At 68.4% G+C, this 25,259-nt stretch carries 23 protein-coding genes; 13 read left to right on the top strand and 10 right to left on the bottom strand.

From position 1 onward, the window contains the following. Positions 1-56: 56 nt before the first annotated feature. Genes UAA55_RS29770 through UAA55_RS29750 form a run of 5 tightly spaced genes read left to right on the top strand, consistent with a single transcriptional unit; the run spans position 57 to position 3,046 of the window. Positions 57-1,313 carry a PQQ-dependent sugar dehydrogenase gene (locus tag UAA55_RS29770; protein ID WP_322957392.1) on the top strand — a complete coding sequence of 419 codons (1,257 nt, stop codon included), beginning with the start codon at positions 57-59 and terminating at the stop codon, positions 1,311-1,313. Continuing rightward, positions 1,313-1,975, top strand: coding sequence for a phytanoyl-CoA dioxygenase family protein (locus UAA55_RS29765; protein WP_322957793.1), 663 nt, complete (start codon positions 1,313-1,315; stop codon positions 1,973-1,975). Before UAA55_RS29770 ends, UAA55_RS29765 begins: the two co-directional genes overlap by 1 nt. A 43-nt stretch (positions 1,976-2,018) precedes the next feature. Further along, a complete protein-coding gene (locus UAA55_RS29760; RefSeq protein WP_322957391.1) occupies positions 2,019-2,465 on the top strand; it encodes a thiol-disulfide oxidoreductase DCC family protein in 447 nt (148 codons plus the stop codon). A gap of 4 nt (positions 2,466-2,469) precedes the next feature. Further along, positions 2,470-2,724, top strand: a complete 255-nt coding sequence (locus UAA55_RS29755) for a DUF2269 family protein (protein WP_322957390.1) — start codon at positions 2,470-2,472, stop codon at positions 2,722-2,724. Positions 2,725-2,749: 25 nt separating this feature from the next. Continuing rightward, positions 2,750-3,046, top strand: a complete 297-nt coding sequence (locus UAA55_RS29750; protein WP_322957388.1) for a putative quinol monooxygenase — start codon at positions 2,750-2,752, stop codon at positions 3,044-3,046. Positions 3,047-3,084: 38 nt separating this feature from the next. Here the strand turns inward: UAA55_RS29750 and UAA55_RS29745 are convergent, their stop codons facing one another. From UAA55_RS29745 to UAA55_RS29720, 6 genes are all read right to left on the bottom strand, one after another. Further along, positions 3,085-3,546: a DUF4431 domain-containing protein gene (locus tag UAA55_RS29745; RefSeq protein ID WP_322957387.1), complete on the bottom strand. Its 462-nt coding sequence runs from the start codon at positions 3,544-3,546 to the stop codon at positions 3,085-3,087. A 247-nt stretch (positions 3,547-3,793) separates the two neighbouring features. Further along, a complete protein-coding gene (locus tag UAA55_RS29740) occupies positions 3,794-4,489 on the bottom strand; it encodes a hypothetical protein (protein ID WP_322957386.1) in 696 nt (231 codons plus the stop codon). Between the two features lie 91 nt (positions 4,490-4,580). After that, a complete protein-coding gene (locus UAA55_RS29735; RefSeq protein ID WP_322957385.1) occupies positions 4,581-5,279 on the bottom strand; it encodes an RluA family pseudouridine synthase in 699 nt (232 codons plus the stop codon). Positions 5,280-5,384: 105 nt separating this feature from the next. Then, positions 5,385-6,479, bottom strand: coding sequence for a hypothetical protein (locus UAA55_RS29730; protein ID WP_322957384.1), 1,095 nt, complete (start codon positions 6,477-6,479; stop codon positions 5,385-5,387). A gap of 207 nt (positions 6,480-6,686) precedes the next feature. After that, a complete protein-coding gene (locus tag UAA55_RS29725) occupies positions 6,687-9,101 on the bottom strand; it encodes a penicillin acylase family protein (RefSeq protein ID WP_322957383.1) in 2,415 nt (804 codons plus the stop codon). A gap of 155 nt (positions 9,102-9,256) precedes the next feature. Beyond that, positions 9,257-10,516, bottom strand: coding sequence for a UbiH/UbiF/VisC/COQ6 family ubiquinone biosynthesis hydroxylase (locus UAA55_RS29720; protein ID WP_322957382.1), 1,260 nt, complete (start codon positions 10,514-10,516; stop codon positions 9,257-9,259). A 378-nt stretch (positions 10,517-10,894) separates the two neighbouring features. Here UAA55_RS29720 and UAA55_RS29715 point away from each other — a divergent pair, with 378 nt between their 5' ends. The 6 genes from UAA55_RS29715 (at position 10,895) to xth (ending at position 18,262) form a co-directional block, all read left to right on the top strand. Continuing rightward, positions 10,895-11,233 carry a P-II family nitrogen regulator gene (locus tag UAA55_RS29715; RefSeq protein WP_322957381.1) on the top strand — a complete coding sequence of 113 codons (339 nt, stop codon included), beginning with the start codon at positions 10,895-10,897 and terminating at the stop codon, positions 11,231-11,233. A gap of 198 nt (positions 11,234-11,431) precedes the next feature. Then, positions 11,432-12,700 carry an aminotransferase class I/II-fold pyridoxal phosphate-dependent enzyme gene (locus tag UAA55_RS29710; RefSeq protein WP_322957380.1) on the top strand — a complete coding sequence of 423 codons (1,269 nt, stop codon included), beginning with the start codon at positions 11,432-11,434 and terminating at the stop codon, positions 12,698-12,700. Between the two features lie 178 nt (positions 12,701-12,878). Beyond that, positions 12,879-15,626 (top strand): DNA translocase FtsK, encoded by a 2,748-nt coding sequence (locus tag UAA55_RS29705; RefSeq protein WP_322957378.1) that lies wholly within the window; start codon positions 12,879-12,881, stop codon positions 15,624-15,626. 131 nt (positions 15,627-15,757) lie between these two features. Then, positions 15,758-16,402, top strand: coding sequence for a LolA family protein (locus UAA55_RS29700; protein WP_322957377.1), 645 nt, complete (start codon positions 15,758-15,760; stop codon positions 16,400-16,402). A 214-nt stretch (positions 16,403-16,616) separates the two neighbouring features. Further along, positions 16,617-17,387 carry a gamma-glutamyl-gamma-aminobutyrate hydrolase family protein gene (locus tag UAA55_RS29695; protein WP_322957376.1) on the top strand — a complete coding sequence of 257 codons (771 nt, stop codon included), beginning with the start codon at positions 16,617-16,619 and terminating at the stop codon, positions 17,385-17,387. A gap of 80 nt (positions 17,388-17,467) precedes the next feature. After that, positions 17,468-18,262 carry an exodeoxyribonuclease III gene (xth, locus tag UAA55_RS29690; RefSeq protein WP_322957375.1) on the top strand — a complete coding sequence of 265 codons (795 nt, stop codon included), beginning with the start codon at positions 17,468-17,470 and terminating at the stop codon, positions 18,260-18,262. Between the two features lie 137 nt (positions 18,263-18,399). Here the strand turns inward: xth and UAA55_RS29685 are convergent, their stop codons facing one another. The 4 genes from UAA55_RS29685 to UAA55_RS29670 form a co-directional block, all read right to left on the bottom strand. Further along, positions 18,400-18,696, bottom strand: a complete 297-nt coding sequence (locus UAA55_RS29685; RefSeq protein ID WP_322957374.1) for a hypothetical protein — start codon at positions 18,694-18,696, stop codon at positions 18,400-18,402. A gap of 165 nt (positions 18,697-18,861) precedes the next feature. Continuing rightward, the gene (locus tag UAA55_RS29680; RefSeq protein ID WP_322957371.1) at positions 18,862-21,585 is read right to left on the bottom strand and encodes a bifunctional acetate--CoA ligase family protein/GNAT family N-acetyltransferase; all 2,724 of its coding nucleotides are present in this window, start codon (positions 21,583-21,585) and stop codon (positions 18,862-18,864) included. A 245-nt stretch (positions 21,586-21,830) separates the two neighbouring features. Next, positions 21,831-22,364, bottom strand: coding sequence for an inorganic diphosphatase (gene ppa / locus UAA55_RS29675; protein WP_004271346.1), 534 nt, complete (start codon positions 22,362-22,364; stop codon positions 21,831-21,833). 194 nt (positions 22,365-22,558) lie between these two features. Next, positions 22,559-23,539, bottom strand: a complete 981-nt coding sequence (locus UAA55_RS29670; protein ID WP_322957369.1) for an adenosine kinase — start codon at positions 23,537-23,539, stop codon at positions 22,559-22,561. Positions 23,540-23,632: 93 nt separating this feature from the next. Between UAA55_RS29670 and UAA55_RS29665 the strand changes: the two genes are divergently transcribed. Both UAA55_RS29665 and UAA55_RS29660 read left to right on the top strand, forming a co-directional pair. Then, entirely contained in the window at positions 23,633-24,337 is a 705-nt protein-coding gene (locus UAA55_RS29665) for an EI24 domain-containing protein (RefSeq protein ID WP_322957368.1), read from the top strand. A 517-nt stretch (positions 24,338-24,854) separates the two neighbouring features. Further along, positions 24,855-25,247 carry a bactofilin family protein gene (locus UAA55_RS29660; RefSeq protein WP_322957365.1) on the top strand — a complete coding sequence of 131 codons (393 nt, stop codon included), beginning with the start codon at positions 24,855-24,857 and terminating at the stop codon, positions 25,245-25,247. Positions 25,248-25,259: the final 12 nt, after the last annotated feature.

Here is a 25,259-nt window from a genome sequence, read left to right as displayed (position 1 = left end):
GGCAGGCGCCCCCGCGCCTATGTTTGTGCCGGACCATCGGCACGGGGGCGATGCCTATGAAACGTGTGCTTGCTGCAAGTGCATTCCTGATCATGGGCCTGCTGGTGGGCTGCCCGCCAGCCTTGGGCCGCGTGCACATCGGCTACACCACCCAGGGCCAATGCGATGGCTTCCCGGCGGTGAACCTGAAGACGGCGCCGGGCCTGTGCGTGGGCCTGGTGGCCAGCCAGCTGGGCTTCACCCGCGGCGTGGCGGTGCTGGGCACCGACGTCTATGTTGTCGACCTGGGCGGCTGGCGCCACAGCCACGGTCGCCTCCTGCGTCTGAAGGACGGCGGCCGGGCGGCCCCCGAGGTGCTGCTGGCCGGCCTGGATGAGCCCCATGCGCTGGTGCCCGCCCCCGGCGGGCGCCTGTACATGAGCGTGCTGGGCCGTATCGTCAGCCTGGATCCCAACGCCGCCGACGTGGCGGCCAGCCTACGCGACGTGGTCACGGGCTTGCCCAAGGAAGGCCTGCACCCCCTGGCGGCCCTGGCGGCGGCGCCGGATGGGTCGCTGTTCGTCAATGTCGGCTCCGGCACCGACCATTGCGAAACCCCGGGCGGCAAGAAGGGCGATGACACGCCGCCCCGGGCCGACGTCCCCTGCCCGGAAACCATGGGCGCCACGCCCCGGGGCGTCATCCTGCAGGTGACGCCGGGCGACGCGCCCGTGAGCGTCGCCGGCGTGCAGCCCTATGCCCGGGGCCTGCGCAACGCCGTGGCGCTGGCGGTATTGGCGGGCAGCCGGGTGGTGACCGCCACCAACGCCCGCGACAACATCTCCGACGCCGATCCGGCCCTGGCCGATGAGGATGCGCCGCACGACCTTTACCTGACGCTGAGGCAGGGCGCCGATTACGGCTGGCCCTATTGCTATGACCAGGGCGTGCCCAGCCCGGAATACCGCAGCCATTATAGCCAAACCGATTGCAAGGCCAAGCAGGCCCCCACCCTGCTGCTGCCGCCCCACGCCGCCCCCTTGAGCCTGTTGCCTTATGCCGACGGTCCCCTGCCCGGTCTGGCCGGCACCCTGCTGATCACCCTGCACGGCTATCGCGACACCGGCCATCGCGTGGTGGCCTTGCCCGTCGACGCCCAGGGCCGCCCCACCGGCCCGCTGAAGGACGTCATCCTCGGCTGGAACGCCGTCACCGGCGACCATCCCCAGGGCGCGCCGGTATCGCTTGCCCGCTTGCCCGACGGCAGCGTGCTGGTGACGGAGGATCACAACGGCACCCTCCTGCGCCTGGCGAAAGGAAGCAAGACGCCGTGATGACCTTCGCCCGCGACGGTGCCGAACGGCACCCCGCCGTGCTGTCGCCAACCAACGTGGCGCGGTTGGTCCAGGTGCTGTCGAACGTTCCCCCGGGTCGTGCGGGCGTGCGCCTGCATGGTTTCGCCGGACTAACCGCCTTCCTGAAGTCGGATGGACCCGTGGGGAGCCTCGCCGTGTCCGTCCTAGGCCCTGGCGCCCGGCCGGTTCGCGCCGTCCTGTTCGACAAGAGCGCCGATGGCAATTGGGGCCTGGGCTGGCACCAGGACCGCACCATCGCCGTGGCGGCGCGGCTGGAGGTGCCGGGCTATGGCCCGTGGAGCGTGAAGGACGGCCTGATCCACGTGGCGCCGCCGGCCGATCTGCTGGCAGGCATGGTCACCCTGCGTGTCCATCTCGATCCCGTGGATGCCGACAACGCGCCCCTGCTGGTGGCGCCAGGGTCCCACCGCCTGGGCAGGGTGGCGTTGGGCGATATCGAGGAGGCCGTGCGCCGTTACGGCCAAGTCGCCTGCCTGGCGGAGGCCGGCGACGTCTGGCTTTATGCCACCCTGATCCTGCACGCCTCCGACGCCGCCGTCCGCCCCCGCCACCGCCGGGTGCTGCAGGTCGACTACGCCCTGGGGGAGTTGCCGGGCGGGCTCAGTTGGCTGGGGGTCTAATGGCGGGTTAAAGTGGAAGTACATAGCCTACCAGGACGACCCCATGGCCGCGTACAGCTACCGCGATGATCCCTCCGTCCCGGCGTTTCCGGATGACCGGCCCATCATCATCTTCGACGGCCATTGCGTCCTGTGCTCCGGCTTCGCCCAATTCGTGATGCGGCATGACCGGGCTGGGCGCTTTCGGCTGATGGCGGCGCAGACGCCGCTGGGCGCGGCGTTCTATCGGCATTACGGGCTGGACCCGGTGGACTACCAGACCAACCTGGTGCTGGAGGATGGGCTGGTGCGGGTGAAGTCCGACAGCTCCATCCGTGTGTTCGAGCTTCTGGGCTTTCCCTGGTCGCTGCTGGCCGTCGGCCGGGTGTTGCCCCTGCCCCTGCGGGACGCGCTCTACGCCGTCATCGCCCGCAACCGCTTGCGCTGGTTCGGCAAACGCGAGGTCTGCTACCTTCCGACCCCGGAAGAGCGGGACCGGTTCATCCTGTGACATTATGGCGGCGTCCCGGACTTTGCCCCAGGTGCGCTGGGCCCGCATCGACGCGGCCAAGGCGGCGGTGGCGGACTGGCTGCCGGTGGTGTGGATGCAGATCCGCATGCGCGACCTGGCACGCACGGCGGTACGCACGGGCCAGCCCCTGCCGCCCGCCTATTTCCACCTGTTCCGGGTCTGGTTCGCTTTCGGCTTCCCAGCATTCGCCGCGGTGCTGGGCATCCTCTGGCTGATGGTCACCCAGCCCGCCCTCTGATTTCCATCCTTGAAGGACCATCCCCATGATCGCCCAACTGATCCGCCTGGAAGTCGCCCCCGAGTTGCGGGAGCGGGCGCTGGCCCTGCAGCAGGTCAACGTCGAGCAAACGCGGCTGGAGCCAGGCTGCCGCCGCTTTGACTTCGCGGCGGCCAAGGATGAGCCCGGCGTCTATTACATATGGGAGGTGTTCGAGGACAAGGCGGCCCTGGACGCCCATTACGCCGGCGCCTATTTCCAGGCGTGGCGTACCTGGATGCTCGCCCAGCCGGAAGGCAAGGTCGTCCGCACCCGTTTCCCCATCGACCCGCTTTGGCTGTGAGATTTCGTGCGAGGCGGATCCGTCGCCATCCTGGTGCACTATTTGGCGGGCATTATGGATTTGACATTCATGTAGACTGGGGTGTGATCATGAGCGTAGGCGGCGTGCCATAAAGTCCCCGTTATCGTAAATCTCCGACCAATCATTTTTAAAAGATCTCTTTCTTTGGGATATTTCATCCTGGTTGGATCGTATAAATCGAGCTGAAGCTCGGTTACATTGAACTCGCTTTCGTCATTGGAATCATCATCTGAGTTATGGCCTTCAGAGCTAACGCAGATTGGTCTATTGAGTTCCAAGAAGTAAAAATTATCAAGACTATCAGTTTTCGGATCTTCGCCATAGTTTGGCGGACCATAGTATTTCCTCATCCAGAGTGTGCCGGTGAGAGTGGTAATTTCCGGAGTATATTTTAGGCATTCTGATGTTTCGGACTTGGCCGTATTTTCCAGGAAGAGAATGGTTGTGATAGCTATAAGGCTCGCGATTATGATGCGCATGATCAGGGCCCTATCCGTGTCACTGTTCCGACTTTCCATCCCTCTTGTCGGCGTTGAGCAGCCATGAGAGCGGCAAGCTGGTCAGGTGTAAGGTCTTTGACCTTCTCCTTTCCTGACAGGCTGGTCCACTGGCTCACGTTACTTCGGTATTTAGGGATATCATCAACTCCCACTTTTGCCCATTTTCCAATCATGGCATCAAGGGTGTAGTCACCATATGGGCCAAGTAGAAGGGCTTTTTGAGCTGCTATGCCCGTTGCTTCGTCGGGAAAAATGGCCTGCGTTCCGTCCCGACCAATGGCTCCATGCCGCTGTGCGAAGTTTTTTTCTTACGCATGGGCGGGCTGGTAAGGCTACCTGGGTTATTATTGCGCCATGACCGGCTTCCACCACTACGAATTTCCTTGGAACCATCACTGTTATTAATAACGACCTGATCTTTATTTGGATCGGGTCGTGTCGCTTGCACCGCGTGGGATGGGTCCTTCTTAGACGGTTCGCCAGAGTTCGCACTCTCGCCATTGGTGGTCCACTCACCCCCATCGGGGTTGCCTTCTTGAATGCGAGGTTCGTCCTGCCAACCGCCTTTGAGCAGCACGTCGCTCAGCTCCGGCATGGCCAGGGCGGCATCATCGTTGGCCAAAGGCGGTAGCGCCGCGTGGACCAGGGAGATGTGGGCCAAGGCTGGTTCGCCCTTATTCAGGGCGTGGGCGACGCGGTCCAACTGACGCATCCGCCGATCCATGTCACTGGCGTAGCCGTATCCCTTGGTGAACAGCTGGACCAGTGCCCGACGGTCCCGTGCCCGCCAACGGTCCCGGCCATCACGCTCCAACAGGGGAACGGCGGCACCGATGAAGGCGCCGTGGTCATTGAGATAGGCGTGGCGCCCGTCGCCGCCGGGGTCGGCCAGCGTGAATTTCCTTAAGACAGGCAAATCCATTTTCGACTCCGACAGTGATGAGGTCGGATCGGAACATATCAGGAACATTTCCTGGTTGCAAGATAGGCAACCACTGAAACGCGAAGATGCTCTACTCCCCCGCCCAGCCGCAGCGTTTCAGCGCCGCGCGCAGGTGGGCGGGCACGGGGGCCTCGGCACCCACCGGGTCGCGGCTGGGGTAAAGCGGCAGTGTGATGCCACGGGAATGCAGATGCAGCGGCTGGCCTGCCGGCCCGCCATAGGCCGGGTCGCCCAGCAGGGGACAGCCGACATGGGCCATGTGGACGCGGATCTGATGGGTGCGGCCGGTGCGGGGATACAGCTCCACCCAGGTGATGGGGCCGTCCGGTGTCTCCGCCCGCCCGCGCACCCTGTAGTCGGTGACGCTGGCCTGGCTGTCGGGCGTGCCGTCGGGCACCACCTCCATCTTCCAGCCGTTCTTGTTGGTGCGCTTGAACAGGCTGGCTTCGATGCGGCCCTCCTCCGCCGGGGGCGATCCCGCCACCACGGCCCAATAGGTCTTGGACACCCGCCCCTCCTGGAACAGCTTGCCCAGCTTGCGCAGCGCCTTGGGGTGCCGGCCCAGCACCAGGCAGCCGCTGGTGTCGCGGTCCAGACGGTGGGCCAGGGTGGGCGCACGGGGCAGGCCGAAGCGCAAGGCGTCGAAATGGCGTTCCAGATTATCGCCGCCGCCGGGGCCGGCGTGCACGGGCAGGCCTGCCGGCTTATCGATGATCAGCATCAGCGCGTCGCGGTACAGCACGCGGGCCTGGATGTCTTCTGGCTTCATGGCGGTGGGTCCTTCAGGGCGAGCGCGCCGCGCTCAGCCCCTGGCCTTACCCCGTCAGGACCCGTCGATCAAGTTTTGGGGCCGATCAAGTTTTGGAGACGAAGCTCACGGGTCGCGCGACGGGCCCGCCGCCACCTGCTGCGTCATGGCGCGGCCGGCGCCCAAGGGCGGCGGCGCCACGGTACCCAGCGGGTTCAGCATCGGGGTCGCCGCCGGCTGGCGGTTCAGCCCGTGGTGGATGGCGATGTCCAGCACCCAGCTGAGATAGGTGTCGATCATGCCGCCGACATGGAAGGCCGGGCAGCCGGTGAACAGCCGGTCGTGGCCGGTGGTCATGGGAGTGATGCCGTCCAGCCGCAGGTCCAGGCGACGGTCGGCCCCCTCACCCACCAGGCGGAAGGGCGAGCCCTCATGCGTGGTGGGGTTCACGGCGGAGTTGCCATGGGGGTGCAGGTGGGCCGCCTCAAGGAAGGTGACGATCATGCCCAGGCTGCCGGAGGCCAGGGTGGCGATCTCCTTGCGCGAACGCCACAGCATGGCGCGCCATTCCGCCGCCGGCAGGTCCACGCCCAGGTAATAGGCGGCCTCCACCAGGCTCCAGCACACATGCAGGGCGGTATTGCTGCCGGTCTTGGCGATGCTCAGCACCGAATGGTCGGCGCGTTTGTACAGCGCGGACCCGGCGAAGAAGCGGCGGGCGGCGCGGGCCATGCGGCCGAAGGGGCAGGCGACGGGGGCGTCAGGCGCGCCGCGCGCATCCAGGTCGGCGATCCAATCGTCCAGTTCCTTGTTCAGGCCTAGACAGCCGGCGGTGCGCAGCAGGCCGAAGCGGTGGTGCGCGCTCATCCAGGTGGGCAACGCGACGAAGGGTCCGGAGCCGGTGTCCTTCATCCGTTCCATGGCGCGGGCCAGGGGGCGGCGGAAGTCGCGGAACAGGAAGACCAGGTGCATATTGCCCTTCAGCCGATCGACGTTGTCGCTGCTGAGGGGCAGATCGGCATGGGCGCGGGCGAGGTAGGCGTCCAGCGCGTCCGGGTCGCCGGCCATGTCCATCATCTCCAGCACCGGCGTCACCGCCAGGCGCTGGATGCCGGCGGCGGCGTGCGCCTCCTGGTACGCCCGGGCGAAGGAGCCGGTGGAGACTTCCGTCTCGGGAGCGCGATCGGTCGAGTTCAGGCCGGAAACAACGCCACCATCCATGATGCAGGCACCCCGCAAATGAAAACGGGCGTTCCCAAGCACAGGATGGGCCAGGCATTGACCACAGTGAAATCAATGCACTAGTGCGTCATGGGTGGTTTTGAAACGGACACGCTGGGGTAAAGTCTGCCGTATTCGTTGCAGAACGCCGGCAGGAATTGCCGAATGCGTGACTGCGTTGATTGCGGCGCTGTCACGCATTTCGCATCAAGGGGTGGCGATGGGCTTGGCGGGTTCCAGCGTCAGGCGCCAGCGGGTGGCGCCGGGCAGCAACGGGGTGGCGCGGCCCTGCACCCAATCCTCATGCCCCTTGTTGTAATAGGGCGACAGCGGGTGGCCGCTCTGGCCCGTGGGCATGTGGAACAGGCCGGTGTCCTCATGCCCAGGCGACACCACCAGGCGTTCCGACGCGCCGAAGCTGGGCGCGGCCACGCGCGGCTGGTACAGGTCGCCGGCCACGGGCTCCGCCGGCGGGTCCAGGTAGGGGGCCAGCACCGGCGCCACGGTGGACAGGGGGTGGTGGATGGCCAGGCGGTTGCGGTCGCCCCAGGTGAAATGGGCGATGTCGCCGCCGTTCTGTTCGATACGCTCGCGCACGTCCTTCAGGGCGGCGTCGACCAGGGCGTCCCAGCTCTTGTAGCCAGGGGGCACCAAGCCGGCGGGCTTGGCGGTCAGCAGGCGGCGGGCCGGCCCCTCCGCCTGGTGGCTGACCAGGTCGTTGGCGTGGTCACCGGCCGGGCCCGCCAGCGGCGCGGTGTAGGCCTGGTACAGCCGGTCGACGATCGCGCTGCGGAAGGTGCGCACCAGGCGATAGCCGACGGAGGGGATGGCGGCACGGCCCCCCCAGCTTTCCACGGGCGCCACCAGGTTGGCCAGGGCCTGGTCGCTGGCCCGTTCGCCCAGGGCCTGCAGCATCAGCCGCTGCCAGAAATCCAGCATGGGCGCGCGGTCGTCCAGCTGGATGGCCAGCAGGTCCTTCTCCGTGAAGGCGTCCTTGGCCAGCAGGTCGTCGCGGATTTGGCCGGCGCGGCTGCCCAGGGCGTAGTCGCCATAACCCAACCTGGCCAGCGCGTCGCCGCCGACCACGCGGGTGTTGGCCGTCCACAGCCGCGCGTTCTGGGGGTTGGCGATCACCGGCACCTCCGCCGGCGACAGGTAGCCGTTCCAGCCGGCCTTGCCGTCGGCCCAGCTGGTGGGCAGCGTGCCGTCGTGGCCGAAGCGGCGGGGTACCAGGCCGACGACGGTCCAGGCCAAGTTGCCCTTGGTGTCGACCACCATCATGTTCTCGTTGGGGATGGGCAGGCGATGGGCGATGGCCACCGCCTCCTCCACCGATCCCGCCTGCTCCAGGGCGGCGCCCGCGGTCATCACCTCCGCCCCCACGTCATGCGCCACCCAGCGGTAGGCCAGCTTGCGGCCCTGCGCGTCGGTGCCCACCACCGGGCCCCAGTCGCTGTCCTCGATGGTGATGCTGGGGCAGGTGGGGGCGGGGCACAGGACCTGGCGGTGCTTTTCCAGGGTCTTGGGCCCGTCCGGTGTCTTGTAGCGGTCGGGGTCGCCGTCCACCGGTTCCAGAATGACCACGTCGCCGGTGTCGACATAGGCGTCGGTGTAGCCCCAGGCCACATGCTTGTTGCTGCCCACCACCAGCAGCGGGTTGCCCGGCAGGGTGACGCCGACCAGATCCAGGGTAGGCGTGTCCGACCCCGCGGGCTTGACCACCAGCCGGGCGCGGTACCAGGTGTTGGGCGCCCGCAGGCCCAGGTGCATGTCGTTGGCCACCATGGCGGCGCCGGTGCCGGTCAGGGCGCCGCCGACCGCCCAGTTGTTGCTGCCACGGATGAGGGCCTCATCCTGCTGCGGCACCGCCTGCCCCACCTTGATGGCGGGGGTGTAGCTGGGCGGCATGGGCGCCTCGGGCAGCTTGCTGCCGTCCAGCGGCGCGTCCAGTTCCGTTCCCTTGGGGTAGAGGAAGTTGGCCATCAGGGGGCCCAGCTGGTCCATGGCCAGGTCCAGCCGCCGCTCATCCCAGCCGTCGGAGGACTGAAGGTCGAAATACATGGCGTCCACGACCAGCAGCGTGTCCTCCAGGCTCCACGGCTTGGGGTGCTGACGCAGCAGGGTGTATTCGAAAGGCGCGCGCTTCAGCCCGTCCAGCCCAGCGTTCACGCCGGCGGTGTAGGCCGCCAGCATGGCATGCTCCTCGGGGCTGGAGCGTTCCACGGCGGCGTGGGCGCGGTCGCGAAAGCGGTGCAGGCGGTGAGGCGTGTCGATTTTGGCCGCCGCCGGACCCACCAGGTCCGACAGCTCGCCGGCGGCACTGCGTCGCGTCAGGTCCATCTGGAAATAGCGCTCCTGGGCATGCAGGAAGCCCAGGGCGTACATCAGGCTCACACGGTCAGGCCCCGTCAGGGTGGGCACGCCGTTCTCATCCCGCTCCACGGTCACCGGGCCGCCCAGGCCGGGGATGACGGCCGTCCCCTCCAGTTGGGGCAGGCTGGCGTTCAGGCTCCAGGCCGACCACGCGCCCAGGCCCGCGATCCCCACCACCGCCACGCCGGCGATCCCGCCCAGCCATGCCAGAACCCGGCGCCCGGTGCGGCGGTCGGTCTTCGCTTCCATTCCTGTCCCCATGCGTCAGGCCCTGTTTTTGAAACAAGGCCGCTGGGGCCCCGCTGCCTTGGCGGCGGCGCATTCTCATCCAATGTGTCCGCCCAAGGCAACACATCCCCAAGGAAGGCGCGGTGGCCGGCCCAGGCCGCTGGATCCGCCCCCCGTTACAGTGGCTCCCCCCGCACCAGGCGGGGCAGTTCGCCGACGATGCCCATGGCGTGGCGCATGAACAGCTTCTTCAGCGGCATCAGGGGGGCGGAGTTGACCGCCGCCAGGCCCAGGCCGCGCGCCACCTTCAGCGGCCCGATGTCGTTGGAGAACAGGCGGGTCAGGCCATCGGTCACGCCCAGCAGGCTGACATTGTCGAAGCGGCGCCAGCGCTGGTATCGCTCCAGCGTGGCGGCCCCGCCCACGTCCAGGCCCAGGCGCCAGGCGTCGACGATGACCTCCGCCAATGCCGCCAGGTCCCGCAGGCCCATGTTCAGGCCCTGGCCGGCGATGGGGTGCATGGCGTGGATGGTCTCGCTGATCAGCGCCAGGCGCCGGTCGATGTAGCGTTGGGCGTGCTGCCACGACAGGGGGAAGCTGTAGCGCCCGCCGATGGGGCGCACGGCGCCCAGCCAGTCGCCGATGCGGGTCTGCAGCTCGGCGGTGAAGGCGGCCTCGTCCAGGCCCATGTAGTGGGGCACCGCCGCGCTCTTGTCCGACCAGACGATGGAGGTGCGGTTGCCCGTCAGGGGCAGCATGGCGAAGGGCCCGCTGGGCAGGAACATCTCCACCGCCACGCCGTGGTGGGGGAATTCATGCTCCACCGTCACGGCGATGGCCGTCTGGTCATAGCTGCCGCCGACCAGGGCGATGCCGGCGTCCTTGCGGCACAGGCTGCCCCGCCCGTCGGCGCCCACCACCAGGCGGGCGCGCACGCGGCGGCCGTCGGCCAGGGTGATGGTGGCCATGGCGGCGCCCCCTTTGGCGTCGCCACGATCCAGGGTCGTCACCTCCACCGGTGCCAGGTGGGTGACGGACGGCAACTCCGCCAGGCGGGCGAACTGGGCCCGGCGCAGCACGATGTTCTCGACGATGTAGCCGAAGGGCCGGTCGCCCACCTCACGGTGATCGTAATGGAGGAAGGTCGGCCGGTTCTGGTCGGTGACGCGGATGTCCAGGATGGGCCCGGCGTCGCCGTTCAGGTGGGCCCACACCCCGGCCCCTTCCAGGATCTTCATGCTGCCGTGTGAAACGGCGGTGGTGCGGCCGTCGAAGGTGGCGCCGAGCTGGTGGGCGGGGCTGTCGCGGTCGATGCAGATGGTGCGTACGCCGGCCGTGCCCAGGGCCGCCGCCAGCGACAGGCCGGCCAGGCCGCCGCCGACGATGGCGACATCAGCGATCAGCTCGGTATCGGTGCGGGGGACGGGGGTGGACATCGGCGATGCCTTGGGACAGGGGAAGGGACGGGGAAAGCTCAACGCCGCAGCATCGCGACCGCACCCGCGCTTGTCCAGTGCCGCGCATATGCCCGTTCCCCAGTCCTGGATTGCCTATAATTTATGCAATTGCCCCCACTCTGTGAGCGGTGGGGCATGATCGGCATCATCCGGCGGCAGGCTGTGCGCCAAAAAGCGGCGGTGGGCTGGCGGTTTATCGCCGCCGCCCCGACCCGCGTCCCCCCTTTAGGGTTAGACGCGACAATCTTGTGAATACGGCACGCTTCTTGAACACCCGGGCGCCCAGCAGGCTCGCCGACCGGCGCCGCCTATCCTTGTAAGGGGCGCTTCGGGGCCCCGGGCCTTTGAGGACTGCCGATGAAGCTCGTGGTGGCGGTGTTGAAACCGTTCAAGCTGGATGAAGTGCGTGAGGCCTTGGCGGGTATGGGGCATCTGGGCGTGACGGTCAGCGAGGTGCGGGGCTGCGGCCGGCAGCAGGGCCGGACGGAAATCTATCGTGGGGCGGAATACGCCATGAACTTCCTGCCCAAGGTGAAGATCGAGGTGGCGGTGCCCGACGACCAGATGGAAAGCGTGGTCGAGGCCATACAGGCCACGGCCAACACCGGCCGTATCGGCGACGGCAAGATCTTCGTCATGAACATCGCCGAGGCGGTGCGCATCCGCACCGGCGAGCGCGGCCGGCCGGCCCTGTGAATCCGGCCCCGTGACCATGGTGGGACAAGTGGGGCGGCTTTTCATCGGGTTTCTAAGCATTTAGGGGCAAATCCACGGATTCTAAGGCGCTTTCCGGACAGGGACGGGGGACCGGAAGGCGCCGTGGGCCTTGTGGGGGCTGATCCTGGCGGCTAATATCGGGGCGTCTTCCCGATATGTCCGGACACGATTTTTCCCATGGAACTGGCGGCCGATTCCCGGCTTTCCGTCACGACGCGCCCGATTGTGAACCCGGCCCTGAACGGCCGGCTGGGCGGCTTGTCGGACTATCCCTTCACCCGGCTGGCCGCGCTGCTGGCCGACGTGACGCCGCGCACCAACACCGCCCCCCTGATGCTGTCCATCGGTGAGCCGCAGCACGAGCCGCCGGCCTTGCTGGCGCAAGCCCTGGCCGCGGCGCCGCTGGCCGACTGGGGCAAATATCCGCCCACCATCGGCACGGCCCCCTTCCGCGCCGCCGTGCACGGCTGGCTCCGCCGCCGGTACGGCCTGCCGGCCGACTTCGTGGACGTGGACAAGGGCATCCTGCCCGCCACCGGCACGCGTGAGGCGCTGTTCCAGGTGGCGCTGCTGGCGACACCGCAACAGAAGGACGGCCGCCAGCCGGCAGTGCTGATCCCCAACCCCTTCTACGCGGTGTATGAGGGCGCGGCGGCGCTCGCGGGGGCGGAGCCGGTGTTCATGCCCGCCACCCGTGCCACCGGCTTCCTGCCCGACTTGGACGCCCTGTCGCCCGATCTGCTGGCCCGAACGGCGCTGATGTACCTGTGCACGCCCTCCAACCCGCAAGGGGCGGTGGCGGACCTGGCCTACCTGAAAAAGGCCATCACCCTCGCCCGCGCCTACGGCTTCGTCCTGGCGCTGGACGAATGCTATGCGGAGATCTGGGACAGGGTTCCGCCGCCGGGCGGGTTCGAAGCCGCCCTCGCCCTGGAAAACGAAAAGGGCGGCCAGGGTACGGCCAACCTGCTGGTCTTCAACTCCCTGTCCAAGCGGTCCAGCGCCGCCGGCCTGCGCTCCGGCTTCATCGCCGGCGATCCCAAGCTGATCCAGGCCTTCACCCGCCTGCGCAGCTACGCCTTGGCCGGCAACGCCCTGCCGGCGCTGGCGGCGGCCGCCGCGCTGTGGGGCGATGACGCGCATGTGGAGGAGAACCGGCGCCTCTACCGTCAGAAGATCGATGCGGCGGAGGCGGCGCTGGGCGGCCGTTACGGCTTCTACCGGCCGGCCGGCGGCTTCTTCCTGTGGCTGGAGGTGGGGGACGGTGAGGCCGCCACCCGCAGGCTGTGGGGGGAGGCGGGATTACGTGTGCTGCCCGGCGCCTATTTCACCCGATCCGAGCCGGACGGCAGCAATGCCGGACAGCCCTTCATCCGCGTGGCCTTGGTGCATGACGCCGAAACGGTGGGCCGCGCCTGTGAGACCATCGCCAGAGTGTTGGAATGACCAGTGTTGGAATGACCAGCACCCGGCGCACCCGGTTTTCGGCCTGACATAAAGTTGCCTGATACCGCGTTTACTCCCTGGAACCGGCCCACCGCCTACACCGGCCCCCTAACCGGCCAAGGCACCGGTTCCGACATTTGATCCACGCCCGTAAGTTTTCAGGAACGAGCGACGGCCCATGACGACCCGCCTTGCCACCACCCCCGGTTCCCGGGGCAACCGCGATCCCCTGTCCTCGGGGCCCGGCTCTTCCGGATCCGGCCCCACCGGCCCGGGCAAACGCCGCCGGGGCAGCCTGCTGCCCGAGGGCGCCTCGCAGTTCCTGATGCGCCGCGCGACGGAGGTGGGCGGCCTGTGCGTCGCGCTGTTGGCCCTGGCGCTGGCCGCCATCCTGTTCAGCTACGACCCCAACGACCCGTCGTGGAACACGGCCGGCCCGCACAGCGCCGTGCACAACGTGGCGGGGGTCTTCGGCTCCTACACCGCCGACGTGCTGGTGCAGTCCTTCGGCCTGGCGGCCTACCTGTTGGCCGTCATCATCGCCGGCTGGGGGGTGCGTATCCTGCGCCATGACCCGCCCAGCTTCTGGGCTGGGCGCGTCGCCGCCGGCCTGTTCGCCATCACCCTGGCCGGCGTGTCTCTCGGCGGCATCTCGGCCCCCTTCGGCGGTGGTGCCGGCGGCAACGCCGGACGCGTCATCGTCACCCTGGCCGACCGCTTCATCGCCAGCCATATCGGATGGAGCAGCCCGGTGGTGCTGGGCCTGGTCATGGCGGTCGCTACCGTGGCGCTGATCGTCTTGGCCCTGGGCGTGCCCTTCTACCAAGCCTTCGCCGCCGTGGGCGCCACCTACGGCTTCCTGCGGCGCGTGGGCCAGTGGCGCCCCGCCGTGAAGCCCAAGCCCGCCTCCGTGCGCCGTCCGCCCGAACCGGCCTATGAGCCGGAGGACGAGGCGTATGAATACTATGCGGAGGAAGGGGCCGCGCCCGCCGGCGGCTGGGCCGGCCGGCTGCGCGCCGCCGCCGGTTCGGCCCTGGAGGGCGGCATCGGCGGCCTGGGCGGTCTCGCCGGCGGCCTCAAGGGCGGCTTGGCCGACAAGCTGAAGGGCCTGTCGGCGCCCAAGCGCGCCGCCCCGGCGCCGCGGCGTGAGCCCGGCTTCGGTGAGGCGGGCACGCGGCGTGAGCCCAGCCTGTCTATCCCCCCGCTGGACCGCCCCGGCCTGGACCGCGAGCCGCCGCGCGACGGCGAGCTGGACGTGGAGGGCGAGGCCGCCCCCCGCCGCCCGCTGGCGACGGTGGTGCCGCCCAAGGCCAAGCCGGTGGAGATCGCGCGCAAGGCGCCGGCGCCGGTGCAGTCCAGTCTGGACCTGGAACCCGACGGTCCCAGCGAGTACGAACTGCCGCCGGTGGACCTGCTGCAGTTGCCCGACCTGTCGGTGCGCAGCCCGGGCGTGAACGAGGAAGGTCTGCGCCAGAACGCCCAGCTGCTGGAGGGCGTGCTGGACGATTTCGGCGTGAAGGGTGAGATCGGCAAGGTCCACCCCGGTCCCGTCGTCACGCTTTACGAGCTGGAACCGGCGCCGGGCACCAAGTCGTCCCGTGTCATCGGCCTGGCCGACGACATCGCCCGCTCCATGAGCGCCGTGTCCGTCCGCGTGGCGGTGGTGCCGGGCCGCAACGTCATCGGCGTGGAACTGCCCAACGCCAAGCGTGAGACCGTCTACCTGCGCGAACTGCTGGAGGCGGAGACCTACGACCGCAGCCAGCACAAGCTGGCCCTGGTGCTGGGCAAGGATATCGGCGGCCAGCCGGTGATCGCCGATCTCGCCCGCATGCCCCACCTGCTGGTGGCCGGCACCACCGGCTCGGGCAAGTCGGTGGCCATCAACACCATGATCCTGTCGCTGCTCTACCGGCTGCCGCCGGAGAAATGCCGCTTCATCATGGTCGATCCCAAGATGCTGGAACTGTCCATCTACGAGGGCATCCCCCACCTGCTGGCGCCGGTGGTGACCGATCCGAAAAAGGCGGTGGTGGCCCTGAAGTGGACGGTGCGGGAGATGGAGGACCGCTACCGCGCCATGTCCAAGCTGGGCGTGCGCAACATCGACGGCTACAACATGCGCCTGCGCGAGGCGCGCCAGAACGGCGAGACGCTGACCCGCCGCATCCAGACGGGCTTCGATCCTGATACCGGCAAGCCGGTGTTCGAGGACCAGCCCATCGACCTGACGGAATTGCCCTACATCGTCGTCATCGTGGACGAGATGGCCGACCTGATGCTGGTGGCCGGCAAGGACATCGAGGCCGCCATCCAGCGCCTGGCCCAGATGGCCCGCGCCGCCGGCATCCATATCATCATGGCGACGCAGCGCCCCTCGGTGGACGTGATCACCGGCACCATCAAGGCCAACTTCCCCACCCGCATCAGCTTCCAGGTCACCTCCAAGATCGACAGCCGCACCATCCTGGGCGAACAGGGTGCCGAGCAGCTGCTGGGCCAGGGCGATATGCTCTACATGGCCGGCGGCGGCCGCATCACCCGCGTCCATGGCCCCTTCGTCCGCGACCAGGAGGTGGAGGACGTGGTGAAGTTCCTGAAGGCCCAGGGCGAGCCCAATTACGTCGACGCGGTGACGGAGGAAGACGACGCCAGCCCCTTCGACGACGATGGCGGGTCGGGCGGTGGCGGCGCCGGCGGCAACAGCAGCTCGGGCGACGACCTTTACGACCAGGCGGTGGCCGTGGTCTGCCGCGAGGGCAAGGCCAGCACCAGCTTCATCCAGCGCCACCTGCGCATCGGCTACAACAGCGCCGCCCGCCTGATCGAGCGCATGGAACAGGAGGGCGTGGTCAGCCGCGCCAACCATGTCGGCAAGCGCGAGGTGCTGGCGCGTAACATCGATGATCATGAGCGCGTGAACTGAAGGCATAGGAGGGGGTGTACGCGCAACGTACATCCCCTCCCCCTCCCCTGCCCCTCTTCCGGCCGATTTTCCAACACCTTGTTATCGCCACCAAAATTCCGCCTTAAAGCGCGGTCTATCCTGAAGGCACCATGATCCGCCGCACCGCCCTCGCCGCCCTCATCGCGCTCGCCTCCATCACCCCCGTGGCATTGCCCGGGACGGCCGCCGCCAAGCCGCCCACCCAGTTCACCGATGAGGACAAGGCCAAGCTGACGCAGGTGGAGACCTACCTGAACGGCATCCAGACGCTGAAGTCGCAGTTCCAGCAGGTGAACCCCGACGGCAACCTGGTGCGCGGCACCTTCCAGCTGAAGCGGCCGGGCAAGATGCGCATCGACTACGACCCGCCCAACAAGAACTTCATCGTGGCCGACGGCCACTTCGTCTATTTCTGGGACGCCGAGGCGAAGGAGCAGTCCAACGCCCCCATCGGCAGCACCATGGCCGACTTCATCCTGCGGCCCGATCTGCACCTGTCCGGCGACGTCACCGTCACATCGATGGACGACAGTGCCGGGGTGCTGGAGGTGACGCTGGTCCAGACCAAGGACCCGGGCCTGGGCCGCCTGACCCTGATGTTCCAGGAACAGCCCTTCGGCCTCAGGAAGTGGCGGGTGCTGGATGCCCAGGGGACCACGACCGAGGTGGCGCTGCTGGATCCGCGGACGGGCGTCAGCCTGGACGACAGCCAGTTCTATTTCCGCGATCCCAGCCGCCGCAAGGAGCGTGACTAACATCAGCGGCAGGAGATGTTGGGTCGTGCCGCTGTGGCCCGCGACCGCGGGCGCCGGAGATTTCCGGGAAGCCGAAGGCGGACTGGAAATCGAGGATCAGGCAAGGACGCGGATGCGTCCGCCCGCCGCGTGAGGGGGCATTTGATCGGTCACAATCAAATGCCATTCGCATAAGGCCGCGCCCGGCGGCCCTGAAGCAAAGGAGGGTTCAGCGATGACCAGCCTTCCCCGTACTGGATTGCCCATCGTCGGTGTCTCCGCCGACTACCGCACCCTGGGGCGCCACCCTTTCCATGTCGTGGGCGACAAGTATGTGCGTGCCGTGTCGGACGGCGCGCATGCCCTGGCCGTGCTTTTGCCCGCCCTGGGCGACCGGTACGACCCGGCGGAGGTGGTGGGGCGCCTGGACGGCCTGCTGTTCACCGGCAGCCCCAGCAACGTGCACCCCGACCGCTACCAGGGCTCGTTGTCGGAACCCGGCACCCTGCACGACCTGAACCGCGACGCCACCACCCTGCCCCTGTACCGGGCGGCGCTGGACGCCGACCTGCCTCTGTTCGCCATCTGCCGCGGCCTGCAGGAACTGAACGTGGCCCTGGGCGGCACCCTGCACCAGAAGGTGCAGGACGTGCCCGGCCTGATGGACCATCGCGATGACGAGAGCCAGCCGCTGGAGGTGCAGTATGGCGGCGCCCACGCCGTGGACCTGACGCCCGGCGGCCTGATGGCCCGCATCACCGGCCGTGAACGCATGACCGTCAACTCCCTGCACCAGCAGGGCATAGACCGCCTGGCCCCCGGCCTGGTGGCGGAGGCGACGGCCCCCGACGGCCTGATCGAGGCCGTGCGGGTCGAGGGCGCCACCTTCGCCCTGGCCGTGCAGTGGCACCCCGAATGGCGCTTCTGGGAAGACCCGGCCTCGGTCGCCCTGTTCAAGGCCTTCGGCGACGCGGTGCGCACGCGGGCGGCCCTGCGCCGCGGCTGAGATGGCGGGGCCGGTTCCGCACTTGTTCCCATGGGCGGCGGCGGGTAAACCCTAGGGTCCCGTCACGCTGAGAGGCCGCCTTGCGCATCGTCACCTGGAACATCAACTCGGTGCGGCTGCGCCTGGACATGGTCTTGCGACTGGTCGACGACTACGGCCCCGATGTCCTCTGCCTGCAGGAAACCAAGGTCATCGACGACGCCTTCCCGCTGAAGGCGCTGGCGGACCGGGGCTATGTCCACGCCCATGTGCGGGGGATGAAAAGCTATAACGGCGTCGCCATCCTCTCCCGCCTGCCGCTGTCCGGCACGGGCGGCACGCCGTGGTGCGAGCGGCAGGATTGCCGGCATGTGCAGGCGGAGCTGCCCGGCGGGATCGAACTGCACAACTTCTACATCCCCGCCGGCGGCGACATCCCCGACCCCGACCTGAACGACAAGTTCCGGCACAAGCTGCGCTTCCTGGATGAGCTGACCGCCTGGGGCGAGGCGCTGGAGGACAGGCAGAAGCCCCGCATCCTGGTGGGCGACCTGAACATCGCCCCGCTGGAAAACGACGTCTGGTCCCACCGCGCCCTGCTGAACGTCATCTCCCATACCCCCATCGAGGTGGAGAAGATGGATGCCATGATGCGGGCGGGGGAATGGGTGGACGCCGTGCGCCATTTCCTGCCCACCTCCGAGAAGCTCTACACTTGGTGGTCCTACCGCTCCGCCGACTGGGGGCTGTCCGACCGGGGCCGGCGCCTGGATCACATCTGGGTCACGCCAACCCTGGTGCCCAGGCTGTTGGGCTACACCGTGCTGCGCGAGGCGCGGGGCTGGGGGCCCAAGCCTTCCGACCATGTGCCGGTGATGATCGATCTGGATGTGTGAAGCGGCATAAAACGGCCGTAGGCCGCGACTGCGGCCGCCGGAGCTTTCCGGGGAGCCGCAGGCGGACTGGAAAGCGAGGATAGCCAAGCGGCCGGATGGCCGCGCCCGGCGCCTGAGGGAACACGGAAAACTAAAAACTAAACCGTCACGTCCAGCATCTGGCCGCGCCAGGGGTGGGCGCTGCTGCGGGCGCGGACGGCGTTGGCGCCGGTGTCGGTCGCCTGGCCCGTGTCGGTGCCGCTGCGGTTGTCCTTGCCGGCCTCCGACTTGCCGGTGGGCTGGGCCGCGTTGGCCGTCTGGGTCGCCACCGGCTTGGCCGCCCCTTGCGCGCCCGCGACAGCCGCCAGGAACGACGGGTTCTGCGTCGGCGTCTGCTGCTGCGGCGTCAGTACCGGGGTCGGCACGGCCTGGGCGGTGGTGGGCGGGACAATCATGCGAATGACTCAACTCTTTCCTTAAGGATGAGTCAATACGCGCCGACGGCGTAAATAACCGGGCAGTCATGCGGTGGCGGATGGGAGTCGTCCACGCAGGACAACCCGAATACAGACAATTTTACTTAATTTGATATCTACCCCTTGTCTTCAGCGGCTTTCATTTCAGCCGAAGGTGTAGTGCACCTCGACGATGCCCGGGTCGTCCGGGTAGTCGGTCTGCTTGAAGCCCAGGTCGCGGCACATCTGCAGCATGGTGACGTTCTCGCGCAGCACTTCGCCGAACACCTCGCGGATGCCGCGGGTGCGGGCATAGTCCAGGATGCGGGTCATCAGCAGATAGCCCAGGCCCTTGCCCTTCATGTCGCTGCGCACCAGCACGGCGTATTCCGCCTTCTCGTTGTCCGGGTCGGCGGTGATGCGCACGGTGCCGAAGATGGCCTCGTCGCCGGCGCGCAGGTCCGAGCCTTCGGCCGGCGGCGGCGCGGGATCGGGGGCGATGGCCACCAGGGCCATCTCGCGGTCATAGTCGATCTGGGTCAGGCGGGCGGCCATGGCGCGCGACAGGCGGCGCATGGGCGCGAAGAAGCGCAGGCGGATGTCCTCGATGGCGGTGCGGGCGATCATGTCGTGGATCAGCGGCTCATCCTCCGGCCGGATGGGCCGGATCAGGAATTCGCGTCCGTCATGGATTTTTACGTGCTGCTCCAGCCGCTTCGGATAGGCGCGGATGGCCAGGCGCACCGCCCCCGGCTCCGGCGGCGGCGCCACGCGGATGCGGGCGTCCAGGGCCATGACGCCGTCCGCCCCGGCATACAGCGGGTTGATGTCCAGTTCCTGGATTTCGGGGAAGTCGATGACCAGCTGCGACACCTTGTTCAGCGTCAGGGCGATGGCGGTCAGGTCGGCCGGCGGGCGGTGGCGATAGCCCTGCAGCAGCTTGTGGACGCGGGTCCGGGCCATCATGTCGCGCGCCAGGTTCATGTTCAGCGGCGGCAGGGCCAGCGCCTTGTCCTGCACCACCTCCACCTCCGTGCCGCCCTGGCCGAAGACCAGCACGGGGCCGAACAAAGGGTCGTCGGCCATGCCCACGATCAGCTCCACCGCCCCCGGCATGTGGGCCATCTGCTGCACGGTGAAGCCCTCGATGCGGGTGCCGGGTGCCGCCGCGCGGATGCGGGCCAGCATGGCCTCCGCCTCCAGCCGCACCTCGTCGGGCGCCAGGTTCAGGGCCACGCCGCCCAGGTCGGACTTGTGGGTGATGTCGGGCGACAGGATCTTCAGGGCCAGGCGGCTGTTCCGGCCCGGCACCGCCAACCTGCGGGCGGCCCCCTCCGCCTCTTCCGGGCTGGCGGCGGTCACCGTCTCCACCACGGGGATGCCGTAGGCGCGCAGCACCTGCTTGGCCTCGTACTCCGACAGCCAGGCGCGGCCCTCGGCCAGGGCCTGCTCGATGGGCACGCGGGCGGCCACGCCGTCGTACACGAACTGGTCCGGCACGGTGGACGGCACCTCCATCAGCTCATCCTGGTTCCGGCGGTAGCGCACCAGGTGCATGAAGGCGCGGATGGCCTCGTCCGGGGTCTGGTAGCTGGGGATGCGGTTGGCGGCGAACAGGCGCCGCGCCTCCACCGCCGCGCCCTCCCCCAGCCAGTTGGCCAGCACGGGGAAGCGCTTGCCGCGCAGGGTGTCGATGACGGCGCGCGCCGCCTCGCCACTGTCGGCCACGGCGGTGGGACAGTTCATCACCAGGACGGCGTCGCAGTCCTTTTCCTCCAGCAGCACCGACAGGGCGTCGGCGTAGCGCTTGCCGTTGGCGTCGCCCAGCACGTCGATGGGGTTGCCGTGGCTCCAGGTCGGGGGCAGCAGGCTGTCCAGCTTGGCGATGGCCTCGGGTGACAGCTGGGCCAGGCGGCCGCCCTGCTCGATCAGGCTATCGGTGGCCAGTACCCCCATGCCGCCGCCGTTGGTCAGGATGGCCAGGCGGTCGCCCTTGATCTGCACGCCGGTGGCCAGCGTCTCCACCGCGTCGAACAGCTCGCTCAGCTCCCCCACCCGCAGCATGCCGGCGCGGCGGAAGGCGGCGTCGTAGATGGCGTCGGCCCCGGCCAGCGACCCGGTGTGCGAGGTGGCGGCCCGCGCCGCCTCGTCCGACCGGCCGGCCTTGATGACGATCACCGGCTTGGACCGCGCGGCGGCGCGGGCGGCCGACATGAACTTGCGGGCGTGGGCGATGGCCTCGACATACAGCAGGATGGCGCGCGTGTGCCCGTCCTGGGCCATGAAGTCCAAGAGGTCGCCGAAATCGATGTCGGCCATGCCGCCCAGCGACACCAGGTGGGAAAAACCGATGCCGCGGGGCGTCGCCCAGTCGACGACCGAGGTGACGACGGCGCCGCTCTGCGCCAACAGGGCGATATCCCCCCTCAGGGGCGGGACGTGGACGAAGCTGGCGTTCAGGCCGTTGCCCGGCGCCATGACGCCCAGGCAGTTGGGCCCCACCACGCGCAGCAGATGGGGCTTGGCGGCGTCCAGCACCTGCTGCTGCAGCGCCTTGCCCGCCTCCCCCAGTTCGGCGAAGCCGGCGGTGATGACCACGGCGGCCTTGGTGCCGCGCTCGCCCAGCTGGCGGATCAGCTCGGGCACGGTGGAGGGCGGGGTGCAGATGACGGCCAGGTCCGGCACCACGGGCAGGGAGGCCACGTCGGGGTAGGTCAGCACCCCTTCGATGGAGCGTTCCTGCGGGTTCACCGGCATGATGGGCCCGTCGAAACCGCCGCCGAACAGGTTGCGGGCCACCACCGCGCCCACGGTGTGCGGCCGGCGGCTGGCGCCGATCAGGGCGATGGACGACGGCTTGAACAGGTGGTGCAGGTTGCGGATGGTCATGCGGCCTTCCTTCTGTCCTCTGCCATCATCGGCTTGGGACCCGACCATAACAGCGCCCGGCGGCACGGCCATGACATGTCTCAAGCTTTTCGCCAGCCTAGCCCCATCGGCGCCCCCGACCAAGGCCGGCGCGGCACCCCTTGGCGGTAGGGGCGTGAGAGGGCGCGCGATGGGTGTAATGAAAAGGGGGCGGCACCCTGCGGCACCGCCCCCGATCATACCCCTCCGGCGTGTGGCCCGGAGGCTCACTTTTGGGCGTTGTAGCGCTCCATGGCGTCGCTGATCATCTTGGCGGCCTCGTCGGCGTCGCCCCAGCGGACGATGCGCACCCACTTGCCCTTTTCCAGGTCCTTGTAGTGCTCGAAGAAGTGGGCGATCTGCTCCACCAGGATCTCCGGCAGGTCCTTGTAGCTGCTGACGTTGGTGTAGAAGCTGTGCAGCTTGTCCACCGGCACGGCCAGGATCTTCTCATCCATGCCGGCCTCGTCCTCCATCAGCAGCACGCCGATGGGGCGCGAGCGCAGCACCACGCCCGGGACCACCGGGGTGTTGCTGACCACCAGCACGTCCGCCGGGTCGCCGTCGCCCGACAGGGTGTGGGGCACGAAACCGTAGTTGGCCGGGTAGTACATGGCGGTGTGCAGGAAGCGGTCGACGTAGATGGCGCCCGAATCCTTGTCCACCTCGTACTTCACCGGCTGACCGCCCTGCGGGATCTCGATGACGACGTTGATGTCCCACGGGGCGTTCTTGCCGACCGGGATCTTGCTCATGTCCATGGAAATTGCCTTTGCGTGACGACGGACGGTTGAACCGTGATGATGGGTTCGGGCACGCGAAAGATGCCCGGCGCGGCGCAGTCTATGCGAGTGCACCTGCGAAAAAAAGCGGGCAAAGGGTCCACGGCCCCCGGGGGTCCCATGCGCAAACGCGCGGGCCCCGGCGGTCCTTCACCCGCCTTGACCGCGCCGGGTCAGACGTCCGCCACCAGCTGGCGCAGGTCGGCCTGCGAGCGCGCGCCGTAGTGGCTGATGATCTCGGCGGCGCAGAGGGCGCCCATGGCGCCGCAGGCGGCCATGTCGCGGCCCCGGGTGTAGCCGTAGAGGAAGCCGGAGGCGAACAGGTCGCCGGCACCCGTGGTGTCCACCACCTTGGCCACCGGGGCGGCCGGCACGGTGACGACCGCGTCGGGCGTCACGATGACGGCACCCTTCTCGCTGCGGGTCAAGGCGGCCACGGCCACCTGGCCGCGCACGGCCTGCACCGCGGCGTCGAAGTCGGTGCCGTAGAGGGCCGTGATCTCCGCCTCGTTGGCGAACAGCACGTCGACATGGCCGGCCACCAGGTCGCGGAAGCTGTCCAGATGGCGGTTCACGCAGAAGGCGTCGGACAGGGACAGCGACACCTTGCGACCGGCGCCGTGGGCGGCGCTTGCCGCCTTCAGGAAGGCCTCCTTGGCGGCCGGCGGATCCCAGAGATAACCTTCCATGTAGGTCACCTGGGCCGAGGCGATCAGCGCCCCGTCGATGTCGGCCGGGGTCAGGCGGACGGCGGCGCCCAAATAGGTGTTCATGGTGCGCGCGGCGTCGGGCGTCACCAGGATCAGGCAGCGGCCCGTGGGCGTGCCGTCGGTCAGGTCGGTGGTGACGAAGCGCGAGCCCACGGCTTCGATGTCATGGCGGTAGACATGGCCCAGCTGGTCGTTGGCGACCTTGCCGATGAAGGCGCCCTTGCCGCCCAGCATGGCGATGCCGGCCATGGTGTTGCCGGCGGAGCCGCCCGACATCTCCATGCCCTGGCCCATCTTGGCGTACAGCGCCTCGGCCTCGGCCGTGTCGATCAGGCGCATGCTGTTCTTATCCAGGCCGTTCTGGCCCAGGAAGGCGTCGGTCGTCTGCGTGATCACGTCGACGATCGCGTTGCCGATCCCCACCACATCCAATTCAGCCGTCACTTAAAATCCTCCGGATCGGCAAAAACTTGGGCCGCAGTATAGAGATGGGGCCGCTTGCGGCAAGCGCGGGTGCATACTACCTAGGATGCTGAGATGATCCGCGCCCTGTTCCGCACCCTGGCCCAAGCCTTCGATCCCGCCCTGCTGCGGGTGATGGCCCGTTCCTTCATCCTGACGCTGCTGTCGTTCATTGCGCTGGGGGTCGCCGTCTCGTGGGGGCTGGATCGCCTGCATCCCACGGGCAAGGCCTGGCTGGATCCCCTGATCACGGTGGCGGGCGCCTTGGGCGTCGTCGCGCTCGCCTGGTACTTCTTCCTGGTTGTGGTGGCGGCCATCGCCGGCATGCTGCTGGAGCCGGTGGCCCGGGCCGTAGAGCGTCGGTGGTACCCCACCCTGCCGCCGCCGCGCGAGGCCGGCGTGGTGGAGGAGACGGCGATCGCGCTGCGTTTCCTGGTTCTGCTGGTCATCGTCAACGTCGCCGTGCTGCCCCTGTGGCTTTTGCCGCCGGTGGGTGCCGTGGCCTATCCGCTGGCCAACGGTTTCTTGCTGGGCCGGCAGTATTTCGACCAGGTGGCGGTGCGCCGCATGCCCCCGGACCAGGCGCGCCTACTCCGTCTGCGCTATAGGGGGCGAATTTTTTGCGCAGGCCTCATTATTGCCTTTATTTCCTTGCTGCCTGTTGTGAATCTGTTCGCGCCGGTTCTGGCGACGGCCTTCATGCTCCACCTGTTCGGCGGGTTCCTGCCCACGGGCGGAACGCGAAGTCCGCTGCCGGTCGCACCCCGGGCGAACTCATAAAAAGAACGACCTTCAACGACCGGCCGGGCCCCTGAACGGGGCTAGGCTGGCCGCGTGACACGAAGATTTGGGGACAACGCCGATGTTCCGACGTAACCGACCGAACCTGGGCCCCGTTGGTGGCGACCCGGCCAAGCCGGCCGACCTTCGCACGCCTGTTCCGGTGGCTGAGCCCACGCCCCCGGCCCCCCCGGCCGTGGAACCCGTTTCCGAACCGGAGCCCTCATCCGATCTGGCCGTGGCCAGCAGGGGGCCCTTAGACAAGGGGATCGATATGCAGTTCAAGACGCCGACGCCCGGCCCCACACCGACGCCGGGTCAGCCTTCGCTCGGCTTGGGGAATAGCGGGGGCGGCCTGACCGGCGGTGGTCTGGGCGCCGGCGGCGCCCCAGCGCCGGCCACGCCCGCGACCCCGGCCACCGGCGGTTTTCGTAGTGACATTCCGCGCCGTGTCGTGGAAATTCCCGGCACGCCGCCCCGGCGTGTCGCCCCCACCGGTACTGAAGGAAATGCCCCCTTGCCCACCAACGACATGCGCAAACTGATCGTCGGCCGTGAGATTTCCCTGTCGGGTGAAATCGCCGCCTGCGACATCCTGGTGGTGGAAGGCACGGTGGAGGCCAAGCTGCGCGAGGGCCGCGCCATCGAAGTGACCGACAGCGGCCTGTTCAAGGGCTCGGTCGAGATCGATGAGGCCGATATCGGCGGTCGTTTCGAGGGCGATATCTCCGTGCGGGGCACCCTGCGCGTCCGGTCCACCGGCCGCATCCAGGGCAACATCCGCTATGGCGTGCTGGAGGTGGAGCAGGGCGGCCTGCTCGTCGGCACCATCGAGACGCTGACGGGCGAGTCCCGCGCCCGTCCCGTGAAAGAAGTCGAGGCCGTCGTGGCCACGGGCACGGAAGAGTAAACTTTCGCCTTG

Origin of the sequence: Nitrospirillum guanabarense, from assembly GCF_034653355.1 — a bacterium.
Lineage (GTDB): Bacteria > Pseudomonadota > Alphaproteobacteria > Azospirillales > Azospirillaceae > Nitrospirillum.
The sequence above is the reverse complement of the archived record's forward strand: the minus strand, read 5'-3'. Positions and strand labels throughout refer to the sequence as shown.

What these genes read in the sequence shown, in the direction of transcription:
- UAA55_RS29770 (WP_322957392.1), top strand. Translation starts at nt 57, where the DNA reads ATGAAACGTGTGCTTGCTGCAAGTGCATTCCTGATCATGGGCCTGCTG.
- UAA55_RS29765 (WP_322957793.1), top strand. Translation starts at nt 1,313, where the DNA reads ATGACCTTCGCCCGCGACGGTGCCGAACGGCACCCCGCCGTGCTGTCG.
- UAA55_RS29760 (WP_322957391.1), top strand. Translation starts at nt 2,019, where the DNA reads ATGGCCGCGTACAGCTACCGCGATGATCCCTCCGTCCCGGCGTTTCCG.
- UAA55_RS29755 (WP_322957390.1), top strand. Translation starts at nt 2,470, where the DNA reads ATGGCGGCGTCCCGGACTTTGCCCCAGGTGCGCTGGGCCCGCATCGAC.
- UAA55_RS29750 (WP_322957388.1), top strand. Translation starts at nt 2,750, where the DNA reads ATGATCGCCCAACTGATCCGCCTGGAAGTCGCCCCCGAGTTGCGGGAG.
- UAA55_RS29745 (WP_322957387.1), bottom strand. Translation starts at nt 3,546, where the DNA reads ATGCGCATCATAATCGCGAGCCTTATAGCTATCACAACCATTCTCTTC.
- UAA55_RS29740 (WP_322957386.1), bottom strand. Translation starts at nt 4,489, where the DNA reads ATGGATTTGCCTGTCTTAAGGAAATTCACGCTGGCCGACCCCGGCGGC.
- UAA55_RS29735 (WP_322957385.1), bottom strand. Translation starts at nt 5,279, where the DNA reads ATGAAGCCAGAAGACATCCAGGCCCGCGTGCTGTACCGCGACGCGCTG.
- UAA55_RS29730 (WP_322957384.1), bottom strand. Translation starts at nt 6,479, where the DNA reads ATGGATGGTGGCGTTGTTTCCGGCCTGAACTCGACCGATCGCGCTCCC.
- UAA55_RS29725 (WP_322957383.1), bottom strand. Translation starts at nt 9,101, where the DNA reads ATGGAAGCGAAGACCGACCGCCGCACCGGGCGCCGGGTTCTGGCATGG.
- UAA55_RS29720 (WP_322957382.1), bottom strand. Translation starts at nt 10,516, where the DNA reads ATGTCCACCCCCGTCCCCCGCACCGATACCGAGCTGATCGCTGATGTC.
- UAA55_RS29715 (WP_322957381.1), top strand. Translation starts at nt 10,895, where the DNA reads ATGAAGCTCGTGGTGGCGGTGTTGAAACCGTTCAAGCTGGATGAAGTG.
- UAA55_RS29710 (WP_322957380.1), top strand. Translation starts at nt 11,432, where the DNA reads ATGGAACTGGCGGCCGATTCCCGGCTTTCCGTCACGACGCGCCCGATT.
- UAA55_RS29705 (WP_322957378.1), top strand. Translation starts at nt 12,879, where the DNA reads ATGACGACCCGCCTTGCCACCACCCCCGGTTCCCGGGGCAACCGCGAT.
- UAA55_RS29700 (WP_322957377.1), top strand. Translation starts at nt 15,758, where the DNA reads ATGATCCGCCGCACCGCCCTCGCCGCCCTCATCGCGCTCGCCTCCATC.
- UAA55_RS29695 (WP_322957376.1), top strand. Translation starts at nt 16,617, where the DNA reads ATGACCAGCCTTCCCCGTACTGGATTGCCCATCGTCGGTGTCTCCGCC.
- UAA55_RS29685 (WP_322957374.1), bottom strand. Translation starts at nt 18,696, where the DNA reads ATGATTGTCCCGCCCACCACCGCCCAGGCCGTGCCGACCCCGGTACTG.
- UAA55_RS29680 (WP_322957371.1), bottom strand. Translation starts at nt 21,585, where the DNA reads ATGACCATCCGCAACCTGCACCACCTGTTCAAGCCGTCGTCCATCGCC.
- ppa (WP_004271346.1), bottom strand. Translation starts at nt 22,364, where the DNA reads ATGGACATGAGCAAGATCCCGGTCGGCAAGAACGCCCCGTGGGACATC.
- UAA55_RS29665 (WP_322957368.1), top strand. Translation starts at nt 23,633, where the DNA reads ATGATCCGCGCCCTGTTCCGCACCCTGGCCCAAGCCTTCGATCCCGCC.